Source organism: Gracilibacillus timonensis, from assembly GCF_900086715.1.
Classification (GTDB): domain Bacteria; phylum Bacillota; class Bacilli; order Bacillales; family Amphibacillaceae; genus Gracilibacillus; species Gracilibacillus timonensis.
Genome location: NZ_FLKH01000011.1, coordinates 63,563 through 84,856, shown reverse-complemented (window position 1 = coordinate 84,856; position 21,294 = coordinate 63,563). Strand labels below are relative to the sequence as shown.

Below are 21,294 nucleotides of genomic sequence, written 5' to 3'. Positions count from 1 at the left end.
ATAGCTGAGGTTCAACGAAATGAAATTGACGCAAATCAAGTTTTAAGAAAAAAGTAGGGGAGTATTTTGTTCTTCCTACCTGAATACTTCCCCTTTATCATTCGTCAAGACCGCTTTCTATTAAATTTATCCTCTCAAACGGTATCGAAGCAATCTCATACCATTCAAGATGACTACTAAGATACTTGCTTCGTGAACCAACATCCCGATTGACATATTCATCCATTCACTAAATAGTAGGCTAGCAAGTAAGACTAATACCACACCAACTGCTATGGTGATGTTCTGTTTCATGTTTCTTGAAGTTAATTTTGTTAAGCCTAATGCGTGTGGTAAACGACTAAAGTCAGAATTCATTAAAACGACATCCGATGTTTCAATTGCAACATCTGTTCCACTTCCCATTGCGATTCCGATATCTGCTAAGGCTAATGAAGGACTATCATTCACTCCGTCACCGACAAAGGCAATGAGTTGGCCTTTTGCTTGCATTTTTTCAATATATGCGGATTTTCCTTCTGGAAGCATATGACCGTGTGCTTCTGTTAATCCAAGTTCTCGAGCAACTAAATCTACGGTTCCTTGGTTGTCCCCTGAAAGAACGACTAGGTTTTTGACTCCAAGTTTTTTTAGGTTTTGAAGATCTTTTTTAACACCTGGACGGATTTGATCCCGAATACCCATCAGAACTTTTAATTCTCCGTCAACCGCAGTTAACACAAGAGAATTCCCATTTTTCTCAAAGCGTTCGACGTCTTTTTTAGCTTTTTCGCTTAATTTCACATTTTCTTTTTCCATTAAAGCTACGTTACCAACGGCTATACGATGAACACCTATTTTTGCTACAATTCCGCCACCTTTAACGACTTCGGTTTCTTCAACAGTATAGAAAGTTGTCTCGCCAATATCCTGTAAGACAGCTTTTGCTAGTGGGTGGTCCGATTCGCGCTCCACACTTGCTAAGTATCCTAGAATTTCTTCAGTGTTGTTGCCGTAAAATTCTTTTTCGGCAACTTCAGGGTTTCCTACTGTCAATGTTCCCGTTTTATCAAAAACGATAGTATCTACTCTGCTAAAGTCATTGATAACTTCACTACCTTTTAGGAGGACACCATTACGTGCACCGTTTCCGATACCGGCAACGTTGGATACAGGAACCCCGATAACTAATGCACCTGGACATCCTAAAACAAGAATCGTGATAGCTAGTTCAATATCTTTTGAGAATAGCCAAACAATAAAACCAAGGACTAAAACAGCTGGTGTATAATATTTAGAGAATCGATCAATAAACCGCTCTGCTTCTGATTTGGAATCCTGTGCTTCTTCCACTAATTCGATAATTCTACCAAATGTTGTATCTTCCCCTACACGGTCAGATCGAATTTGAATCGTTCCATTTTCTAAGATTGTTCCCGCAAATACTTCAGAATCGACCCTTTTGCTTACTGGAACAGACTCTCCGGTAATACTTGCTTCATTGATGTGACCTTCACCTGTTAACACGGTTCCATCTACGGGGACTTTTGCACCCGTTTTGACTAATAAAATGTCACCTTCATCTACATCATCGACATCAACTTCTTCAAATTCTCCATTTTCCATTTGCTTTAAAGCACTTTCTGGTGCCAGCTCTGTTAATTCTTTAATGGCAGAACGTGTTTTGTTCAAGGTACGTTGCTCCAAGTAAGAACCAAATAAGAATAAGAAAGTAACGATGGCTGATTCCTCATAATTTTGAATCAATACTGCCCCAATTACTGCAATGGTAACTAAAACATCAATACTGACAACTTTTACTTTTAATGCCTGAAAGGCTTGAATCGCAATTGGTGCTACACCAAGAATAGATGCAATGATGAGCGACCAATTGAAAATGGCCATGTTGTCTAAGGAAAATCGTCCGAAGAATGCAAGTGCAATCAAAATTGCACTGATCAGTGTAATGGAATTCTTTTTACTTAATATATATCTTTGCATGTTGATTCCCTCCAATTTCATTTTCATTTGTATTCCTTGTTGATGACTCTAGTATAGGATGTTTCTATGAAATAAAAATTGATTAGGATCAAGTTCTATTGTAAAAGTGAAAAATTATAAAAGAACAGCAAAACAAATCCAACTGTTTTACTGAATAACTGAATAACTCTTATATATTATCGAACATACAATCAAAAAAAATCATTATATTGTACATTCTTTATTCAGCAGGCTTTAGAAAAGCATTATAAACTGCAAATCGAGTAGGAGGGGGTGACTAACCCCCGACCTCTCACACCACCGTACGTACGGTTCCGTATACGGCGGTTTCATTTAGGTCCAACGCATGGTCTGATATCGCTTGGATAGACTCTTCAACCCTTGCTCTAACCAATATTGGTTGCCAAGGGCTCTAGACAAGATGGGGCTCTTGGCTATACGCCAATATGCCTTCCTTGAATTTGCCCATTCCCACGCTTTTCCTTTCTTAATTCCAAGTTTCATGAGATTCTTGTATTTTGTTTTGACTTTCTTCCATTCCTTCCAGCGTATCATTCGAAGTCTTCTTCTTATCCAGCCATCTAGAGCTTCAAATATGGTAGGTGTTTCTGCTAGCTGATAATAACCAAGCCAGCCTACTAAATATCGATTTAGCTTTTCGATTCTATCCCTCATATTCATAGATCTCTTTCTGGAGGTTAGTTCTCTGACACGGTGTTTAAACCGTTTGATACTCTCTTTAGAGACCCGAATCTTTGGGTTCACCTTATGGAAAGTGAAAGAAAATCCAAGGAATTTACGTTTCCATGGGCGGTCTACTGCACTTTTCTGTTCATTTACTTTTAACTTTAGTTTTCCTTCGATAAATTCAGTAATACTTTTCATCACTCGTAAACCAGCTCTCCTGGAACGGACATAGATATTACAGTCATCCGCATAACGGACGAAGCGAAGTCCTCTTTTCTCTAATTCCTTGTCTAGTTCATCTAAAACAATATTAGAAAGTAGTGGACTTAATGGTCCACCTTGAGGTGCTCCTTCCATGTTCGGCTGTACAATCCCACCGTCCATAATACCAGCTTGGAGATATCTGCGAATCAGTTTAAGCACTCTCGCGTCTTTGACTCGTTGGCTCAACGTTCGCATTAATCTGTCGTGATGTACTTTATCAAAGAATTTCTCTAAATCCATATCGATAACCCACCGATAGCCATCTTTGATATAGCTTCTTGCTTCTCTTACTGCGTCGTGGCCTCGTCTATTTGGACGAAAACCATAACTGTGCTCTGAGAAGGTTGGGTCATAAATGGTTGTAAGAACCTGTGCGATTGCTTGTTGGATGAATCGGTCTAACACGGTAGGAATTCCTAGCTTCCTCATTCCGCCGTTTGGTTTCGGGATTTCGACACGACGAACGGGTTGAGGATAGTAGGTACCTTCTTCGAGTTGTCCTCGAATGGAAGTCCAGTGTTCCATGATATGCGCTCGTAGGTTTTGTACAGGCATCTCATCCACACCATGACTTCCTTTATTTCGCTCAACACGTTTAAGTGCGAGTATTAGGTTTTCCCGTGATACATGATATCTTACTCCTACGTGAATTGTTCCTTCTTCTTGTGTGGCAATAACTTTCAGCCCTTCTAATGTCCCCCGCGGGATTCACCGTTTCCTCCACTAGGAAGGTTTACATGTTTCTGCTTCATCAAGTTTTGCGTACGCAAAGCGACAATTCTTCTTAAATGATTCAGCCCTTCCTAGATATCCTAGAAATATCTAGTACTACGGCTTCGGCTGACTTCTGATAGTTCAGCGAACACTTACATGTTCGGTTACGGCGTGTGCACCGCATTTCTATCAGACCTCCCAGGGTAAGCACACATTCTTCCTCTCCATGTCCCCACTTCATTTACTTTGTATACCCTTTGGCAGTAAGGGTTTTAGTTTGTAATGCAACCTCACCCAAGTATACCTAGCCTGATGAAGTTCGTGTTCCTAAGGGCGGAGATTTGCCGCCGACTTCCTTCAGATTCTGGGTCGCCCCAGACACCCTTGTCTTAAGCTAACCACTACTACTGCCTTCGTGGCTCGGGACTTCAACCCTAAAGAATGTGTGCATGCCTGGCACACACTAAAACGCTCAGAAAATATTCTGAGCGTTTTTATCTTAATATTTAATTTTTCTTCTTCAACTAAACTGCCACTTACCTCAATGTCGCTTCTTTCGCTAATGCACCAGTTCGTTTAAGTACATCATTTCACAAAGTTTATTTTCCGATAAACGAAACTGTAAAAATTAAACCTTTCATTACGAAGATTGCCAATGGAAATAACGAAGTAAATAAGGATATAATTATTTTCGCTTTTTCACGCTCAAAATTAGCTTTGAACAAAGGGAAAGCTGAAAGAAGCCCTAAAATAAATGTGGATAATGTACCCAACAATAAAAAATTATGGCTGTTTCATTATAAATCCATAAAAACAGAGGTGCGAGGTTATAAATTAATCTATAAATTGAACCAGTACAGGCTTACATCTCCCCGCATTACAAGCCCCTTCTGTAATACTGCAAGCAGAAATCCCTACGATTAAATTCATTTCTGCATTAAATGTGATTTTGCTTCCTGCTTTAGATACAGGTGGCTCAATAATAATTTTTTTGTCCTGTGTGATTGTAGTATTCATAAATATATTCAATGGTTGAATCGAATGAAAGTGAGAAATGCCATATGTCTTTAAACTATCATTAAGATTATCAAAACAATTGCTATGATGGTGGTTCACATTATAGAAATGCTGATAGGTTTCCAGTCGACATGATGGTATCATCATATCATGAACACCAACGTCATCTTCTATGATTGTGAGCATCGGTAAATATTTGTTACTGTATAAAATGTCCCCTGTTGAAAAAAATAACGATTCTTTACAATCTATGGTAACAGGTGCAGAAAAAAATTCATTGAATGCAGAAGCATTTACAGCAAAAAGATCTGCAACCTGCTGTCCTTCAATATCGATAACGGAGAATTTTTCTCCCCTATTTATTTTAAAGGCTTGTCCTGTTTGTTTATCTATCATTAACTCTCGCATTTTGTTTTCCCTTCTAGTTATAATTAGTGTCATACAATTATGTTGCTTAGATGTAAGGCCAAATCATTTTTCAATGGACATAAACACTCTTCAATTAGCCCCATTACTTAATATATTCGATAAAAAAGTGTTAACTCTTGTTAAATTAACGCACCAGTTAATTTAAGTACAACACTTCACAATATCGGCTCAATTAATAAAAAATATCATTTTATTATTTCACTCAGGTTTCTCCCCGAATTTTTTGCCGAAATTCTCCATCATATCAAGTATTGGGATAAATTCACGCCCTTTAGTTGTTAATGAATATTCAACACGTGGAGGTACCTCAGGAAAAACCTCTCGTTTAATTAATCCATCTGTTTCTAATTCTCTCAACTGTTTTGTAAGAGAACCTTGTGAAATGTCCCATAAAAAAGCTTTAATTTCGCTATAACGACGTTCTTTTGTTTTTAAAAACCAAAGAATAATATACTTCCAGCGTCCTGTAAGCATATTTTGGGTATACGCAATACCATAAACGTCTCTTTGCTCCTTAATAAACTCTTTTTCAAATCCATCCTTGCATATTCTAGCCATACTTACATCCCTTTTCTTCTATAAAGTACAAAAAAGTGTACTATGTTATTTTTTATTGCCTACTTTAAAAATAAGAGTAATGGGTTCATTATATTATATATAACCAAAACACTCAATTACCTTTTTGCTTGCAAAAAAGAAATGTAGACAATTTCGTGTTGAGGCAATTGGAAAATTTCATAGCTATATTTAATCATAATCGAACAAAATTATTATTAGGAGGAACAATAATGAGATTTGGAATTATAGGTGCAGGACCAATAGGGACAATTATTTCTAAAAAATTAGTTAAGAATGGACATGATGTCAAAATTGCAGATGCTCGAGGAATTGAACGCTTAGAAGGAAAAGAGCTTGCTGGAACACCTGTGAGTGTAGAAGATGTAATAACAAATATTGATGTTCTTATAATATCTATCCCTCTTCATGTAATGCCAAGCATTCGCAATATTGTAGATAAAGCTGGAGAGGAGGTAATCGTTGTAGACACTTCAAATTATTATCCTTTTAGAGACAATAAAATTGAAGAAATTGAGGACGGGATAGTTGAAAGTGTTTGGGTTTCAAATCAATTAGGTAGACCTATCATTAAAGCTTTCAGCAATCTATTAGCTTATACTTTAGAAAATAAAGGAACCCCCGAAGGTACTAATGGTCGCATTGCCATGACGATTTCTGGTAATGACCTATCACAAAAACAAATAATCATGGACGTAGTAAATGAGCTAGGCTTCGATGCAGTGGATAGTGGCTCTTTAAGTGATTCTTGGAGACAACAGCCAGGAACCCCTGCATACTGCACAGAACTAACAAAAGAAAAACTAACGGAAGGATTGAAAAAGGCGGATAAAGAAAAAGCTCCATTCCTACGAGATAAGGTAATAGAAAAGTTTTCAGCTGGATTGTCACATAAAGATATTGTAAATCTAAACAGAGAAATATATAATTCATAATTCAGGAAATCCATATTGATTTATTGCTCTGGTATTTAATTTTAAATTACCATAGAAGGCATAGGGAAATTTGGAATCAAAAATAGTGATCAAAATAATCTTGATCACTATTTTGGCATATTTTAAATCTATTACAGTAAACTCTGTTCATCCACCTTGGGTCGCCGTAAAAAAAACTTTATTGTTATTACACTAAACTGCCCCGTTAGTTTAAGTGAAACAATTCACAAACTCCACCTATTGTTACGTAAATATCTAATTATATCCGGAAATATCTTCCCAAACTGACAATGGTAAATAATAACAATTATTTCACCAAAAAAATTCCCTTTAGACAAATTATAACTAAAGGGGTATGACGATACAACGTTAAATTAAATTTACTTTAAGCAATTTTTGCACAAAACACAAGAAAGATAATAATAAACGGAATTCCTAACACCCATATCCAAAATTCAACAGAGCCAACCATGCTCAAATAAAATTCAGTATGCATAAACCACTGGAAAACAGCCAAAAATATTATCCCACAAATGGTAGAAAAAGTGATAAACAGTACTAGCAAAAACATAACTAATACTGTTTTCTTCACCGCCCGAATCATAGCAACCATTACGAAAAACCTCTTTCACTAAATAAACCATATAGTTTTCTTCCCAGCATTTCTAAAGCTTCCTTTTTCAGCTCATAGTATCTTGTCTTTCCGATAAACAACTGAGGATAAATAACTTCATCACAGTATCTGGAACCATCATTACGCTTCTTCATGTACTTTAATTCAATTAATTTTTGTTCAGCTGGAGCAAGAGATTCCACTGCATATAATAATGTGTCTAACCATTCACTCGCTTGAACAGATTTTAGAGCAAATTGTTCTGTTTTACTATTGTTAAGATTTGATCCACCTGGTGTATCCGATATGACGGAAGTAATACTAGGTACGTGTGTTTTTTGCGACATTGCCTTTATTTTAAAATAACGGTCTAACCAGTTTTCCTCTGCATATTCAATATAAAATTGCTGTTCATCTTTTAAAAATGATTCAATTTCTTCTTTCGTAAAAACTCCTTCAATTTCAGCAGCAAAATTCATTTATCATCATCCTTTCTTATAAATAGAAATTTATATATTGTTCATTTCAACTTCTTGTTCCTTTTCAATAGATGGATGATACTTTGATAAAGAATGAAGTACCCAAGCTATTCGTTTAAAGCATTCAGAAGCACATTGTAAATCACCCTTTTCAACCTGCTCTCCCGAAAACACATAACGATGGTCTTGCAACACGCATAAACATAGGAAAGCACCCTTGTTATGCGTTAGTAAGCATAACGATGATATTTTAAAAGATTGTAGTACTAAAACCTTGTCACAACAGTATTTGTGCAAAATTCTCGTTATGTAATACCGGGAGTTTAGGTTTCAACTGACTCTAATGCTTGACCTAAATTAGTATCGTAAAGATCCCACTCTTTCTGCTCAAAGTTTTTCATACTTAGTGTCATTTCATCACCTCCTATGTGAAATGGCATTCAGTAAAGCGCTAATACGATCATATAATGATTGTGGAGACGAATAACATTCATGCCGTTCATCAGATACTATCTCGTACATTCCATATCTATTTTTCGTTACTTTTAGTTTTGTTTCAGGAATTAATAAAGAATGATTTACCTTTACACGCAATATATCTTCATAAATAGGATCATTTTCTTTCCCAAGATATTCATAAACATGCGTTTGTTCAATCGCATCATTCATTTTGTTCCTCCTTCCACTTCTCATATCACTTTTTTAAAACTATCTTACATGCTTCTCTTTTCTGACTGCTGGATTTTGAATTGCATACAACAGTTCACCGATATATTTTGCTTCCTCGCTATTATTTCGGTAAAGTTGCTGCATAAATAGTTGATAGGATGAAAGTACTTCACCAATAAAATGTGCCTCTGAATAACTTGCGTGTATATTAATTTCCTTTTTATTAGTGCTATTTACAGCTTGCAAAACGATACCTCCTCAAATTCATTTAACCGCATATCACGTTTAACTATCCTTCAATGAATGCTATAATATCTATGAGTAAGTCGGGAACGTTGCAAAGATACTAGGCATATCTTTTATTGTGACGTTCCTGTTCTATTAATCTTTTTTTAGTTTCTTCTGCCGTTGGTACATATTTGTCGCTAACAGCACTTTTATGCCTGTTCCACTCCATCCATTTACGTTCAGTTTCTTCTTGACTGTCCTTAGGGTCAAATACCATTACACTTTTCATTCCTTGCCACATTTAAAACCGCTCCTTTCGTCTATAACTTTCTCCTTCAAGTCGGATTGCTTTTGCTAAATCCATCATCCGATCAATAATACGATTGCCATGATTCCCATATTTTTCAGTAAGCATTTTCTCAGAATAATTCGTAGAACAAATGACTGATTTATTGAGTCGCATATCGAATATCTTATACAACACATCAGATGCCCAACTTTCATGTCCATATTCGTTTGCTTTCACATATTCAGAGCCAATATCATCAAGTACCAACAAATCCAATTCACCTATCATTTGGAAAATCTGCATTTCGCTTATGCTAGAATCCGGACTGTATGTGTTCTTGATAAAATCGAATAAATCAGTGACCTTGATATAGAGCGTTTTATAACCTTGTTGCCGCAGCGTTTTCGTGATTGCAAAAGATAAATGGCTTTTCCCCAGACCACAATCTCCACTAAATAGAAGTGAATGAACACCATCAAAGGTTTTCACATATTTTATTGCTGCTTTTTTTGCTTCGGATTGCGACGTTTCTTTCGGTATATAGGAATCAATCGTTGCTTGTTTCAAATCATGTGTAACTCGCTCAAAGGTTGCAATAAATCGTTTTTCTTTTAGTCTTTCTCTTTCTTCCTTTGTTGGTACGTTTAGCTCTTCTAATAACTGTTGTTCCATACAAGGTTTACATGCGCCAAGAACGCCTTTGGGAGTTTCATATAATTTGTATAGATTTCCGCATTGCTCACATTCCTTTTCACGACATTCTTTAAAAGGTAAAGATTTTTTAAGCAGCGTTCCTATAGTTTCCATCGATGACACCTCCTAAAATCTATCTCTATTCGGATCGTAATCTATTTGGCTTACAGCTTGCTTATTTCGGTTTTTGTGATTCTTATCGATTTCTTCAACGGTTAGTAAGGATTCGTTTTGCCAGTTTCTTAAGATGCCTTCCGTATATTTAAGTCGTCTAGCATCATTTTCACAAGCAATATTTAATGCCTTTAAAATGACTTCACTGGGATCCTTAAATGATGAATCATCCAACCACAACAACAACTGTTTTTTTGCATGAATGTTATTTACACCAAATCCGTTTTTATCCCAAAACTGAATAATCTGCGCTACGTCTTTATCTTGCACTTGTTCTTGTTCTATTTCTATATCTTGTTCTTTATCTCTTTCTAGTTCTTCTTCTGTAGCATCACGTGACGTCACGCTAACGTCATCTGTTTTATTTTCAAGTAGCTGCTGTTTCTTTCTTTCGCGATACCTTTTGTTACGCTCTGCATTCAACTTCCTTACACGGTCCATTCCTTCAACATTTTGATGCTTTTCCCAGTTTGAAATTCGAATAAAGGAATCATCATCAATAAAGATCATCCCGAACTCCCTTAGTGTTTTTAAAGCGAGCCTTACTGTATTGAGTGACCTATCAAATATCGTTGCAAGCATTTCCTCTGTATACGGAACATTTTCGTTCAAATAAATATAACCGTTGGCATTTGTTCTTCCGGCCTGAGACAGAAGTTTAATCCAAATGATTAAAATGGTATCAGCCTCTGGAAGCTTTTCTATTAGCTTTATTTTTTCGTCCTCGAACATGGCAGTACTTAACTTAATCCATTTAATGTTGCTCATTTTTTACCTCCAGAATTAAACAGGTTTAAATTACTTCAAGCAATTTAGATGCTTACTTCCCTCCTACATACTCTTTGAGTAACTTTGGTGAGATATGGTATGTCCATTTACTAGACATTTGAATGGCAATACCAATTGGTAAAATATCTCGTTGTAATCCAATCCGCACAAATTGTTCAGATTTACCCAAAATCTTTGCTGCCTCAGAAACTTTGATATTCATGCTTTCTTTCTCATCAATACTTGTTTCCAATTCAATCCCTCCAAACGAATTGTTTTATCTTTTATTCAGTTGACAATGCTTTTGTCATAGTAAAATACTTCATCGAAACTTAAATCGTTAAAGCTCCGCAGAACACCTGCAATAAACTTACCTCCCGGATTTCTCTTGCCATTCATAATCCGGTTAACAGTAGTTTGTGTAACTCCTACCTTATCCGCAAATTGACTTTGAGAAATATCCTTGTCTTTCAAATATGCTTTCAAAAAGTCTAAATTAATTAAAATGACATTGACATCTTTCAAATGAACCCTCCTTTTACCTTTTGGTAATTATTTTTAGTAATATAAGGGTAGAAGGGTATCAGTGTTTAGGAGAGAAAACTATGAGCAATCAATTTGGAGAATATCTAAAAGCAAAAAGGGATGAAAAAGGTTACACCATCAATCAACTTTCTTTGTATTCAGGTATTAGCGCTGCGCAATTGTCCAGAATCGAAAATGGAAAAAGAGGCATTCCAAAAGCCGAGAATATCCAAAAACTTGCGGAAGCATTATCCATTCCTTATGATGAAATAATGAGGATGGCTGGTTATTACAAACCAAACAACACCAAGCAAGAGGAAGATCTTCCTGAGCTGTCTGATAAAGAAGAGCGTGATATAGCTAAGGATCTAGAAAAGATGATAAATAACTTATCTAATGATGATGCATACTCACAATTCGATGGAAGGGCGATAGATGAAATGGATAAGGAAGATAGAGAACTATTAATTGCTTCATTGGAAAATTCACTTCGCATGGCTAAACGAATGGCAAAACAAAAGTTTACCCCCAACAAATATAAAAAATAAGGTATTCTATGGCGCATTTAATGCCTAGGAATACAGCAATAAAACTTATTGATAAATATGGAACAAATTGCCCTTTTGAAATAGCAGAGCGTAAAGGTATCTTAATTATTTTTGAATCTCTGGGGGGATCTTTGGGATACTACACGTGCTACAAAAGGATTCAATCTATCCATATTAATGATAATATAGATGAGACATTGCAAAGGTTTGTCTGTGCTCATGAATTAGGCCATTCGTTATTGCATAAAAGTGAAAATGCACCTTTTTTAAAAAAGAACACCTTCTTTACTACAAACAAAAATGAGGTAGAGGCTAATACATTTGCAGTTGAATTGCTTATTCCAGATAAATGTATTTATGAATTTAAAGATACAAGCGTTACCATAAATGAAGTAGCTCAAGCGTATGGCGTTCCAGAAGAAATGTGCAATCTGAAAAAAATTGATCATATAAAGTAGGTATGCAAATATTGCATTCTTTTTTTTAACACATATATAGAACATATATTCCCGTATGTCTATCCTGCTGATATGAAAGGTGGTAAGGAAATTGAAAAACCCAAATGGATACGGCTCCGTATGCAAATTATCCGGTAAACGAAGAAAACCATTCGCGGTCATAGTCACTACTGGATGGAATGACGAAGGGAAACAAAGACGGGAGTATCTAGGATATTATAAAAGTAGAAGAGAGGCAATGGTAGCATTAGCTGATTACAATAATAACCCATATGATTTATCAGCTGGCAAGCTCACATTTAAAGAAGTATATGAACGGTTAATAAAAGAACGTTTCCCTAAAATTTCAAAGTCAAATCAACTTGGCTATGAAATGGCTTTTAGAAGATCCGAACCTTTACACGATATGAAATTTAATGAAGTAAGAAAGGCTCATCTACAATCTGTAATTGATAACTGTGATAAATCATGGGGTACAAAGAAAAAAATAAAAGTATTATTTAATCAAATGTATAAACATGCTTTAGAAAACGATTTAACACATAAAGATTATGCTAGATTTGTTGAGCTTCCAAAAAATGATACAAAGAATTCCAGAAAACCATTTACTTTGGATGAGATTAATATTCTGTGGGAAAACATCGACCGCTTCAATGACATTGATTCTGTTTTAATTATGATTTACACTGGTTTGCGCCCTGGGGAACTTGTGGAAGTAAAAAATAAAAGTATTCAATTAGATGAAAGGTATTTTCGGGGTGGCTTCAAAACGGAAGCTGGGACGAATAGGGTCATACCAATTCATAAAAAAATCCATAAATTAATTGAAAATCGTATGGATCCTAATAATGAATATCTGATTACAAACTTCGAGGGAAGTAAGTTGAGTTATTATGTTTATTATCACGAGAAGTTTAAGAAGATTATGCAGCAACTAGAATTAAATCATAGACCACACGATTGCAGACATACCTTCGCAACCCTTATGGATAATGCTGATGCAAATAAACTATCAATCAAACGGATCATGGGTCACGCAGCTAAAGATATCACTGATAAAGTTTATACGCATAAAGATATCAAGCAGCTTCTTATGGCAATTGACAGGCTATAAGAATGCTACTTTTTGTAGTTTTGAAACAAAGTTTGATCAGAAAGACCTGACAAACCTGTATAATACCGTAATCAAGACGAATCCATTTTGAAAAACGGATTGATCAAAATGGATTCTCTCTTTGTGAAATGATATACAACTTTTATAATTTATAGGAAAGTTTGATCATTTCCTCCTTTTGTTGTTCAACAATAGCGCCCGATTGAGGCAGAATCAAAGAGTCCATATTTGCAATATCCAACGTTTTTATCAACATTGATTATGGCTAATCAGTCATAACTTCAAATAGGCAACCATCTAAATTGGTCCAAAACAACCCACGGGAAGCAAATGGGTGATCTGTGCGTCGATTTTCTGTTTCAAACGGGCTGTTCCCAAAGGCTACATTCCTTTTACGAAGTTGTTCATGAATCTGGTCAAAAGTATGTCCATCAACACTGAAAGCCAAATGCTGTTGTGGAGTATCATCCTCGATTGTCATAAAGAAAACAGAAAGATCGTCATTAACTTGCACTTCTGCAAACTTATTGTCTATCCCTTCATAACCATTAAGTTTTAGGCCCATATTCTCTGCAAATTCGTGTGCAGCTTTATCATTATTTTTAGCGAATACCACTGTGTGGTTAAGTGTAATTGTCAATTTAAAGTCTCCTTATATATTTTTAAAAATTATTGTCCATCTGAGTTTTTCTCTTCGTCATCAACTATTTTCAAAAGCTCTGCCCGTGTTTTTTCGAGCAGGTTTTGTAGTTGTTCCTTCTTTTCGGGCTTTTCTATAGCTTGACGGCCCACCTTAAAAAATTCATGGAATAAACCCTGAATGTCAGATCTTAAAGTCTGAATTTCGTCCAGGTCCACATTTTCAAGCACATTCATTCTTGAGTTAACAGGATCTTCATCTTGGTTTTTTTTCAAAAAGGCTTGCCCCTCATCTGTAAGATGATAAACTTTTTTCCGACCTTCTTTGATTACATTAACTAAATCTTGATCCTCAAGCATCTGTAGAATAGGATAAACGGAACCGGGACTAGGCGAATAAAGCCCCTTAAACTTTTCCTCAAGCTCTTTGATTAATCCATATCCATGTCTTGATTGTTCTTGTAACAATTTTAATAAGACAATCTTGAGATCACCACGCCCGAAGAAACGTTCACCACTAGTATCCTCAACAGATTCTTTGCCTGCGAAGATATGAGGTCTGCCTTGCCCGTCAAAGTTACCGTTTCCTATTCCAACTTCCGCGTCGAATCTGTTGCCTCTAAAGACACCATGATGATAAAAATGACTCTGTCCTTTTAAAAAAGGATATTGGGCCATATCAGGTCTTTTGTACACATTCAAAACCTCCTGTTAATTTTATTTTAAGTTAACGATATATCGTTACGCTAAGAATAAACGATATATCGTTAACTGTCAAGTTGGTGAATATACTTTCTTCAGTTCATTTTACCTATAACACGCTTTACTTAGAATAATGCCCTCTCTTATTCAGGTCCTACAATGAAAAATAAGCGCTTATCCTTATTTAAGGATAGCGCCCGTTAATGGAACACCTATTTATCACCATGAAAAAACCTTTGCTAATATAAACATGACAATCCATAAAATCACACCAACCAAAACAAAAACAAGAAATACTTTTAACGCATCAAATACAGAAGCTATTGTAAACCATCCACTTAATAGCAATATAGGATAAACAGTTATTAGCATGATTAAAAAATGAACAACACTTTGCTTAGTTAAACTCCAATGGTCTATATTATAAATTACGGTTGCTGCACCAACAAAAAAAGCGATTAAACTTGCAAAAAATGTGCTTTTAGCATCTGAATATTTTTCTTGATAATTAAGTAGTAAAGCGATTCCACCCATAATAATAAAGGGTATTCCACCTCTTAAAAGAGCATTGATAACCAACACTTTTTTCCACCTCTCTCTTTTTTGCCATCGAAGGTCACTATTAAACAATCTGGCCCGATTGTTGCATTGTCACAATTCAGCTAATCAATACAATAGTATCAAACTTCTTTATAAATATCGAACTTTGATTTAAATAATCCAACTTTATTATAAATTATCAATCTTTATTTCAAAGCTACACTTTTTCTATAAATTATTTGTTTGCTACTTGTATGTTACGTGTATGCTACGTGTGAATTTTCCCCTGTTTTTAGAGCCCCGCATATACAGTAAAATCCCCCAACCATAGGTGGTTGAGGGATTTGCAAGTGTTGATTTATTAACGTTTTGAGAATTGTGGTGCACGACGCGCTTTCTTAAGACCGTATTTCTTCCGTTCTTTCGCACGTGCGTCACGTGTCAAGAATCCAGCGCGTTTAAGCGTTGCGCGGTATTCTGGATCTGCTTCTAATAATGCACGAGCAACGCCATGACGGATGGCACCGGCTTGGCCAGTGAAACCTCCACCTTCTACGTTTACCAATACATCATAGCTACCTTCTGTTTCCGTTGATACCAATGGTTGTTTGATAATAGTACGAAGCGTTTCGTAAGGGAAGTAGTTCTCCGCATCACGTTTATTGACAAGAATACGTCCAGTACCTGGAACTAAACGTACACGAGCAGTTGATCTTTTACGGCGTCCGGTACCGTAATATTGTACTTGTGCCACTATGTTAACCTCCTTTTAATTATCCGCGAAGTTCGTAGACTTCTGGTTTTTGTGCTTCATGCTTATGTTCAGCTCCACGATAAACATGTAATTTCTTACCCATTTTACGACCTAGTTTACCTTTTGGTAGCATACCTTTAATCGTAAGCTCTAGCATTTGTTCTGGATATTTCTCACGCATTTCACCAGCCGTACGTGATTTTAGTCCACCTGGGTGGTTAGAATGACGATAGTACAGCTTATCACTTAATTTCTTACCTGTAAGTTCGATTTTTTCCGCATTGATGATGATCACATTATCACCAGTGTCTGCATGCGGTGTATATGTTGGTTTATGCTTGCCGCGAAGGATTGCTGCAATTTCACTTGCTAAACGTCCTAACGTTTGACCTTCTGCATCGACAACCAACCATTTGCGTTCAATATTATTTTCATTTGCCATGAAAGTTGTGCGCATGATCTTACCTCCTATTTCAATGATCCAATTGATTCATTATTATCCGATTTATATTCTAACACGAGTAGTTTTCCGGGGCTATTCGTGGTTTAGAAAATAAAATGCCATAGACCATAATATAACAAGTCGTCCCAAAAGTCAATAGATTGTTTTCATTTCTTTTCATATTGTACATCCCATAAATATAAGCCTTGAGCCGGTGCCGTTTTACCAGCTGTCGAGCGGTCCCTTGCCTGGATAATCGATGGTACTTCGGTTGGTTGACGTTTGCCTGTACCTACTTCCAACAGTGTGCCTGTAATAATGCGTACCATATTGTATAAAAAGCCGGTCCCACGCACCCGAATAATCAATTGGTCTGTGGACTTCTCCTGCTCCACTTCCAAATCTGTTATTGTACGGACTTTATCCCCTTTTAACGTATGGTTGGCCGAGCAAAACGAGCTAAAATCGTGTGTACCTAATAGCTGCTGGCTTGCTGTTTGCATCGCAGCTATATCTAGCGGTTCCTTAACAAAGTGGCAGTAATGGCGTTTAAAGAGGTCATAGGCGCCAGTATGAATAAAATAGCGATATTCCTTCTCCATCACATCAAAGCGAGCATGAAAGCTCTCAGGGGCCGCTATGATATCACTAATCTCGATATCATCAGGGAGCATAGTGTTGAGCGCACGTAACCAATTTGTATAAGGAATGTCTAAGCTTGTATCAAAGTGAATGACCTGTCCAACAGCATGTACCCCCTGGTCCGTCCTCCCAGAGGCTGTCACACGAATTGGCTTTCCTTTATGCATTTTGCTTAAGACCGTCTCTATTTTTCCTTGTACGGTACGTTTCTTCGGTTGTATCTGATACCCGGAGAAGGCTGTCCCATCATAACGAATCGTTGCTTTCAATCTCATATCTCAAACTCCTTATTGTCGCAAATAGAAAAAAATAACCAGGATCATCAGATAACTTATGGCTGCTACATAATCTCTCGATTGAAACTGTAACTGCCGTAGTTTAGTTCTACCATCACTGCCTCTATAACCCCGTGCCTCCATCGCCATCGCTAAATCCTCAGCACGCTTAAAGGCACTGATAAATAATGGCACTAGTAAGGGAACAACGGCATACATTCGACTTTTTATTGATCCCGTACGAAAATCCACCCCTCTGGAGGCTTGTGCCTTCGATATCTTTTCTGTTTCATCTAATAATGTTGGGATAAAGCGCAAAGAAATCGACATCATTAAGGCCAACTCATGTACTGGTACTCGTATCCTCTTCAGCGGACTCAATAATGCCTCCAGGGCATCGGTAATCTCCATTGGCGAAGTCGTTAATGTTAGCAAAGAGGTCACCAGTACCAACAAGAGAAAACGCCAGGAAATCATCAATCCGGTTTCGATGCCGCCTAGATGAATACGAAAGTTCCATATTTCCCATAAAACAGGTCCTTCTTTGGTTACAATTAAGTGTAAAATCATGGTAAACACAATCAAGAACCATACTGGGGTGATCCCTTTGACAATATAACCAATACGCTGTTGTGTTAAGATACAGGCCGTGATAGCAAATAAGGTAAGCCAGCCATAGCTAACCAAATTATTAGCAAAAAAAACAATAAACACAAAGGTAAAGATAATCATCAACTTGGTTCTTGGATCCAATCGATGAATATAGGAATGTCCAGGTACATATTGACCAATAATCATAAAGGACTTCATTTGCTGTTCTCCCTCAATTTTTCTGCGATTTCTCTGGCTAACGTTGCTACAGATTGATAATGGTAGGGAAGCTTTATCGAAAACTTCTCCTCTAAGGAATGAAGTAATGCTAATACTTCCGGCATATCAAGATTCGCCTCTCTTAGTAATGCTGGTTGTGAAAAAACTTCCTTCGGTGTTCCTTGCGTCAGCACACTGCCATTGGCTAAAACGACAATTCTATCCGCATAAGCTAAAGCTTGGTCCATCTGATGGGTAACCAAAACGGTCGTTGTTCCTCGTTCTTTATGTAATTGATAGAATACATCCATTATTTCCTGCTGCCCTTGAGGATCCAATCCTGCAGTGGGCTCATCTAAAATAAGCAGTTCTGGTTTCATGGCCAATACTCCTGCAATAGCGATTCTTCGCATCTGGCCGCCGCTTAATTCAAATGGTGATTGTGTTAGTACCTCTTTTCCTACATTTACCTTTTCCAATGCATCCTCGATCCTAAGTGGAATCTCCTCTTTTGCCACACCAAAATTATCCATAGCAAAACGGATATCCTTTTCAACCGTTTCCTCAAATAATTGATGCTCGGGGTATTGAAAAACAATTCCTACCTTCTCACGCAGCTTTTTAAGATCCTGTTTTTTTTGGTCTTTTGCCAGAAGATAGTCACCAATTTGCACTTGACCAGTGCTTGGGATTAATAAGCCATTCATGTGCTGCAGCAAAGTTGATTTCCCCGAACCAGTATGACCAACTACTGCAACAAACTCTTTGTCATGTATACAGAGGTTGATGTCCTGCAATGCTTGGTAGCGAAAAGGGGTATTCGGCTGATAGATATAACTTACATCTTTGAATGTGATTTCCATAATGCATCTATAAGCTCCTCTTGATCTAGTGGATAATTAGTAAAGGAATAGCCTTGCTGTTCTAATTCTGTAGCCAATGCTACCGTTAACGGCAATCTGAGTCCAATTGACTGTAAATCAAATTGGTTATCATATAACCGATCCGTCGTACTATCTTTAAAAATCTGTCCATCTTTCATCACTATCACCCGATCAGCCATGGTAATCTCGTTTAAATCGTGGGTAATCATCACGATCGTGATAGACAGTTGTTTCTTTAACGATAAAATCGTGGAAAGCATTTCTTTTTTACCACGGGGATCTAACATGGAGGTTGCCTCATCTAATAAGAGAATTTGCGGATGTATGGCTAAAACACTGGCAATAGCAACTCGTTGCTTCTGCCCCCCTGATAAGTGATACGGCTCATGGTCTTCATAGCTTTCCATGCCAACCTGCTGCAGTGTCTCTTGAATACGAACCAACATTTCATCTCGTGAAATGCCTCGGTTCTCTAATCCAAATGCAACATCATCTCGAACGGTGGTACCAACAAATTGATTCTCGGGATTTTGGAACACCATGCCAATTTTCTGTCTCATTTCCCATATATTCGCTGGGGTCATTTTTCGATCGTCTATATATATTTCACCAGCTTGGGGCTGTAATAGTCCATTGGCAAGCTTAGCAATGGTGGATTTACCCGAACCATTATGTCCAAGTATGGCAACCGTTTGATTACTGTCCATCTTTAAATTAAAGTGTTTTAACACCCATGGGGCTTCTTCGTGATAACGAAAATATACATCACGGAATTCAATTGCAGCCATTTTTCCAAACGCCTCCCCTTATTATTTCCCAGGCAATAATTATATTCTATCAGCTTTTATAGTGGATTGACCAGTGGATTCATAGATACAGCAATTTTCTTTTTAAAAAGGATAAGAAAGTTATACTGTCTTTTATGAGTACTTGTTGATAATGCGCGTGATGCAACATAGTTTTATGGCTATTTTGAGAGTCTGTGTCACTCCAGTCAACCACTATACTTTCCGAAGTGCTTACAGAACACTCAGAAATCATTTGGTTCATTATCGCTACGCTAAGGCAGATAGAAACATATAATGATCCTTAAGCCTAACACTACCAATAATGTGGATTATGTAAAGTAAGCTTGCGATTATTTTGAGAGAATATGTGTGCAAGATCAACGCTCCGGCCAACCACTCCGCTTTCCATGGGCACGGCCTTAGCTAACTTGTAAAAGAAAAGCGCTTTTACAAGTGGATCTGCGGCTCGTGCTGTTCCCATAGGAGTCTACGTGGTTGGCCTACGCTAAAGAATCGTTCAGCATTTCTAATAAGAAGGAGCATGCACGCCAAGAATAATCTACATACCTGCTTATTCTTCCTGATGTATATGGATTCTTGTTCATGTTACGAGCACAGTTTATCTAAGCAGTTTTAAACGTAAGAATATCCCTATTTATCTTGCGTAAACGCAGTCAGTTACGCTTTTAGTGATCACTCATGTTGCTATGAACTCTATGAAGAGAGATTCATTCCTTAGTATGTTTTCCTCGCATGCTCGAATGTAGTCCTAATATTTAGTAATATATAAAAGAAGACTAATGAAACACTTCACCTTACTGCTACAGGCTTCTTGATTAATAGAAGTTCATGTACTAGAGCGCTGGATCCTTGCAGTGATGAACATTGTGGTACTGTTATCTAGCGGAGGGAATAGGTGGAGACTCCTATGGGACCAGGACGAGCTGAAGATCCACTAAAAAGTGCTCTTCTTTTTAGTTAGCTGAAGCCGGCCCCATGGAAAGCGGAACCTATTCCCGCAGCGGTCTACCCAGCACAAAAAACGGGCAAACTCACCACTTAGGAAAATGCACTACTCTACAAAATCCACATTATCGGCATCTTCGCTAGAGGCGACGTTCATTTACAAATGAAAAACGGGCCTACTTACCAGATGAATAAACCGACTTAGTATCATTCTGTGTATCCGTAAAAAAAGCAAAAAAGGGCCTGGATTCACCTCTGAACGAGATTGTGTCCTGCCCCTTAACATTGCGGTTATGGAATTTTATACCAATTCAATGATTGCCATATCTGCTCCGTCTCCGCGACGAGGTCCTAATTTTAGCACTCTCGTATATCCGCCTTGACGATCTTCATAGCGCCCTGCAATATCATTGAAAAGCTTTTGAACGGCATCTTCCTCTTCACTCGCCTCCGCATTGTATAGAAACGATGCTGCTTGACGACGTGCATGAAGGTCACCACGTTTACCAAGTGTAACCATTTTATCTACTACTGAGCGTAGTTCTTTTGCCTTCGCTTCTGTTGTTTCAATACGTTCATGGATGATTAAATCTGTAGCTAATCCACGAAGTAAAGCTAAGCGTTGATCTGTCGTACGACCTAATTTTCTAGCCATGGAATATCCCTCCTTCGTTCGATATCGCTAGTGGCCT

Annotated in this window: 27 protein-coding genes; 4 read left to right on the top strand and 23 right to left on the bottom strand. The window is 37.3% G+C overall.

What is annotated here, in order from left to right; all coding sequences use genetic code 11:
* Nucleotides 1-126: 126 nt before the first annotated feature.
* The 4 genes from BN6556_RS07720 to BN6556_RS07705 all read right to left on the bottom strand — a co-directional run bounded on the left by BN6556_RS07720 (nucleotide 127) and on the right by BN6556_RS07705 (nucleotide 5,649).
* Nucleotides 127-1,980 (bottom strand): heavy metal translocating P-type ATPase, encoded by a 1,854-nt coding sequence (locus BN6556_RS07720; RefSeq protein WP_066189335.1) that lies wholly within the window; start codon nucleotides 1,978-1,980, stop codon nucleotides 127-129.
* Between the two features lie 333 nt (nucleotides 1,981-2,313).
* Nucleotides 2,314-3,582 carry a group II intron reverse transcriptase/maturase gene (gene ltrA / locus BN6556_RS07715; protein ID WP_066189333.1) on the bottom strand — a complete coding sequence of 423 codons (1,269 nt, stop codon included), beginning with the start codon at nucleotides 3,580-3,582 and terminating at the stop codon, nucleotides 2,314-2,316.
* 897 nt (nucleotides 3,583-4,479) lie between these two features.
* A complete protein-coding gene (locus BN6556_RS07710) occupies nucleotides 4,480-5,070 on the bottom strand; it encodes a DUF1989 domain-containing protein (protein ID WP_066189330.1) in 591 nt (196 codons plus the stop codon).
* Nucleotides 5,071-5,289: 219 nt separating this feature from the next.
* Nucleotides 5,290-5,649, bottom strand: a complete 360-nt coding sequence (locus tag BN6556_RS07705) for a winged helix-turn-helix transcriptional regulator (RefSeq protein WP_066189328.1) — start codon at nucleotides 5,647-5,649, stop codon at nucleotides 5,290-5,292.
* A gap of 230 nt (nucleotides 5,650-5,879) precedes the next feature.
* Here BN6556_RS07705 and BN6556_RS07700 point away from each other — a divergent pair, with 230 nt between their 5' ends.
* On the top strand, nucleotides 5,880-6,602 hold the full coding sequence (locus tag BN6556_RS07700) for an NADPH-dependent F420 reductase (RefSeq protein WP_066189325.1): 723 nt from the start codon (nucleotides 5,880-5,882) through the stop codon (nucleotides 6,600-6,602).
* A gap of 385 nt (nucleotides 6,603-6,987) precedes the next feature.
* On the opposite strand, the gene BN6556_RS07695 is transcribed toward BN6556_RS07700, so the two are convergent.
* The 9 genes from BN6556_RS07695 to BN6556_RS07655 all read right to left on the bottom strand — a co-directional run bounded on the left by BN6556_RS07695 (nucleotide 6,988) and on the right by BN6556_RS07655 (nucleotide 11,040).
* Nucleotides 6,988-7,215: a hypothetical protein gene (locus BN6556_RS07695; protein WP_066189322.1), complete on the bottom strand. Its 228-nt coding sequence runs from the start codon at nucleotides 7,213-7,215 to the stop codon at nucleotides 6,988-6,990.
* Entirely contained in the window at nucleotides 7,215-7,694 is a 480-nt protein-coding gene (locus BN6556_RS07690; RefSeq protein ID WP_066189319.1) for an ArpU family phage packaging/lysis transcriptional regulator, read from the bottom strand. The genes BN6556_RS07695 and BN6556_RS07690 overlap by 1 nt, the downstream gene beginning before the upstream one ends.
* Nucleotides 7,695-8,111: 417 nt before the next feature.
* Nucleotides 8,112-8,363 carry a hypothetical protein gene (locus BN6556_RS07685; RefSeq protein ID WP_066189316.1) on the bottom strand — a complete coding sequence of 84 codons (252 nt, stop codon included), beginning with the start codon at nucleotides 8,361-8,363 and terminating at the stop codon, nucleotides 8,112-8,114.
* Nucleotides 8,364-8,402: 39 nt separating this feature from the next.
* Complete coding sequence (locus tag BN6556_RS07680; protein WP_066189313.1) at nucleotides 8,403-8,609, bottom strand: hypothetical protein; 207 nt, start codon at nucleotides 8,607-8,609, stop codon at nucleotides 8,403-8,405.
* Between the two features lie 100 nt (nucleotides 8,610-8,709).
* Entirely contained in the window at nucleotides 8,710-8,892 is a 183-nt protein-coding gene (locus tag BN6556_RS07675) for a hypothetical protein (protein ID WP_066189310.1), read from the bottom strand.
* Entirely contained in the window at nucleotides 8,893-9,687 is a 795-nt protein-coding gene (locus BN6556_RS07670; RefSeq protein ID WP_066189308.1) for an ATP-binding protein, read from the bottom strand.
* Between the two features lie 12 nt (nucleotides 9,688-9,699).
* Nucleotides 9,700-10,515: a phage replisome organizer N-terminal domain-containing protein gene (locus BN6556_RS07665; protein ID WP_066189306.1), complete on the bottom strand. Its 816-nt coding sequence runs from the start codon at nucleotides 10,513-10,515 to the stop codon at nucleotides 9,700-9,702.
* 52 nt (nucleotides 10,516-10,567) lie between these two features.
* On the bottom strand, nucleotides 10,568-10,768 hold the full coding sequence (locus tag BN6556_RS07660) for a hypothetical protein (protein WP_066189304.1): 201 nt from the start codon (nucleotides 10,766-10,768) through the stop codon (nucleotides 10,568-10,570).
* Between the two features lie 35 nt (nucleotides 10,769-10,803).
* Nucleotides 10,804-11,040, bottom strand: coding sequence for a helix-turn-helix transcriptional regulator (locus BN6556_RS07655; RefSeq protein WP_077356198.1), 237 nt, complete (start codon nucleotides 11,038-11,040; stop codon nucleotides 10,804-10,806).
* Nucleotides 11,041-11,120: 80 nt separating this feature from the next.
* On the opposite strand from BN6556_RS07655, the gene BN6556_RS07650 reads away from it, so the two are divergent.
* From BN6556_RS07650 to BN6556_RS07640, 3 genes are all read left to right on the top strand, one after another.
* A complete protein-coding gene (locus tag BN6556_RS07650; RefSeq protein ID WP_066189301.1) occupies nucleotides 11,121-11,588 on the top strand; it encodes a helix-turn-helix domain-containing protein in 468 nt (155 codons plus the stop codon).
* 8 nt (nucleotides 11,589-11,596) lie between these two features.
* The gene (locus tag BN6556_RS07645) at nucleotides 11,597-12,046 is read left to right on the top strand and encodes an ImmA/IrrE family metallo-endopeptidase (protein ID WP_066189299.1); all 450 of its coding nucleotides are present in this window, start codon (nucleotides 11,597-11,599) and stop codon (nucleotides 12,044-12,046) included.
* A 91-nt stretch (nucleotides 12,047-12,137) separates the two neighbouring features.
* The gene (locus tag BN6556_RS07640) at nucleotides 12,138-13,160 is read left to right on the top strand and encodes a tyrosine-type recombinase/integrase (protein WP_066189298.1); all 1,023 of its coding nucleotides are present in this window, start codon (nucleotides 12,138-12,140) and stop codon (nucleotides 13,158-13,160) included.
* Nucleotides 13,161-13,425: 265 nt separating this feature from the next.
* Here the strand turns inward: BN6556_RS07640 and BN6556_RS07635 are convergent, their stop codons facing one another.
* From BN6556_RS07635 to rplQ, 10 genes are all read right to left on the bottom strand, one after another.
* On the bottom strand, nucleotides 13,426-13,800 hold the full coding sequence (locus BN6556_RS07635) for a VOC family protein (protein WP_042529639.1): 375 nt from the start codon (nucleotides 13,798-13,800) through the stop codon (nucleotides 13,426-13,428).
* A 29-nt stretch (nucleotides 13,801-13,829) separates the two neighbouring features.
* Nucleotides 13,830-14,495: a PadR family transcriptional regulator gene (locus BN6556_RS07630; protein WP_078059979.1), complete on the bottom strand. Its 666-nt coding sequence runs from the start codon at nucleotides 14,493-14,495 to the stop codon at nucleotides 13,830-13,832.
* 225 nt (nucleotides 14,496-14,720) lie between these two features.
* Complete coding sequence (locus BN6556_RS07625) at nucleotides 14,721-15,083, bottom strand: DUF3021 family protein (protein WP_066189296.1); 363 nt, start codon at nucleotides 15,081-15,083, stop codon at nucleotides 14,721-14,723.
* 319 nt (nucleotides 15,084-15,402) lie between these two features.
* Nucleotides 15,403-15,795: a 30S ribosomal protein S9 gene (gene rpsI, locus BN6556_RS07620; protein WP_066189294.1), complete on the bottom strand. Its 393-nt coding sequence runs from the start codon at nucleotides 15,793-15,795 to the stop codon at nucleotides 15,403-15,405.
* Between the two features lie 19 nt (nucleotides 15,796-15,814).
* Nucleotides 15,815-16,252, bottom strand: a complete 438-nt coding sequence (gene rplM, locus BN6556_RS07615) for a 50S ribosomal protein L13 (protein ID WP_066189291.1) — start codon at nucleotides 16,250-16,252, stop codon at nucleotides 15,815-15,817.
* Between the two features lie 152 nt (nucleotides 16,253-16,404).
* Entirely contained in the window at nucleotides 16,405-17,154 is a 750-nt protein-coding gene (gene truA, locus BN6556_RS07610; protein WP_066189288.1) for a tRNA pseudouridine(38-40) synthase TruA, read from the bottom strand.
* A 12-nt stretch (nucleotides 17,155-17,166) separates the two neighbouring features.
* On the bottom strand, nucleotides 17,167-17,964 hold the full coding sequence (locus BN6556_RS07605) for an energy-coupling factor transporter transmembrane component T family protein (protein ID WP_066189285.1): 798 nt from the start codon (nucleotides 17,962-17,964) through the stop codon (nucleotides 17,167-17,169).
* Nucleotides 17,961-18,827, bottom strand: coding sequence for an energy-coupling factor transporter ATPase (locus BN6556_RS07600; RefSeq protein ID WP_066189282.1), 867 nt, complete (start codon nucleotides 18,825-18,827; stop codon nucleotides 17,961-17,963). The genes BN6556_RS07605 and BN6556_RS07600 overlap by 4 nt, the downstream gene beginning before the upstream one ends.
* Complete coding sequence (locus BN6556_RS07595; RefSeq protein WP_066189278.1) at nucleotides 18,803-19,636, bottom strand: energy-coupling factor transporter ATPase; 834 nt, start codon at nucleotides 19,634-19,636, stop codon at nucleotides 18,803-18,805. Before BN6556_RS07595 ends, BN6556_RS07600 begins: the two co-directional genes overlap by 25 nt.
* Before the next feature lie 1,267 nt (nucleotides 19,637-20,903).
* On the bottom strand, nucleotides 20,904-21,257 hold the full coding sequence (gene rplQ, locus BN6556_RS07590; protein ID WP_066189275.1) for a 50S ribosomal protein L17: 354 nt from the start codon (nucleotides 21,255-21,257) through the stop codon (nucleotides 20,904-20,906).
* Between the last annotated feature and the right edge of the window lie 37 nt (nucleotides 21,258-21,294).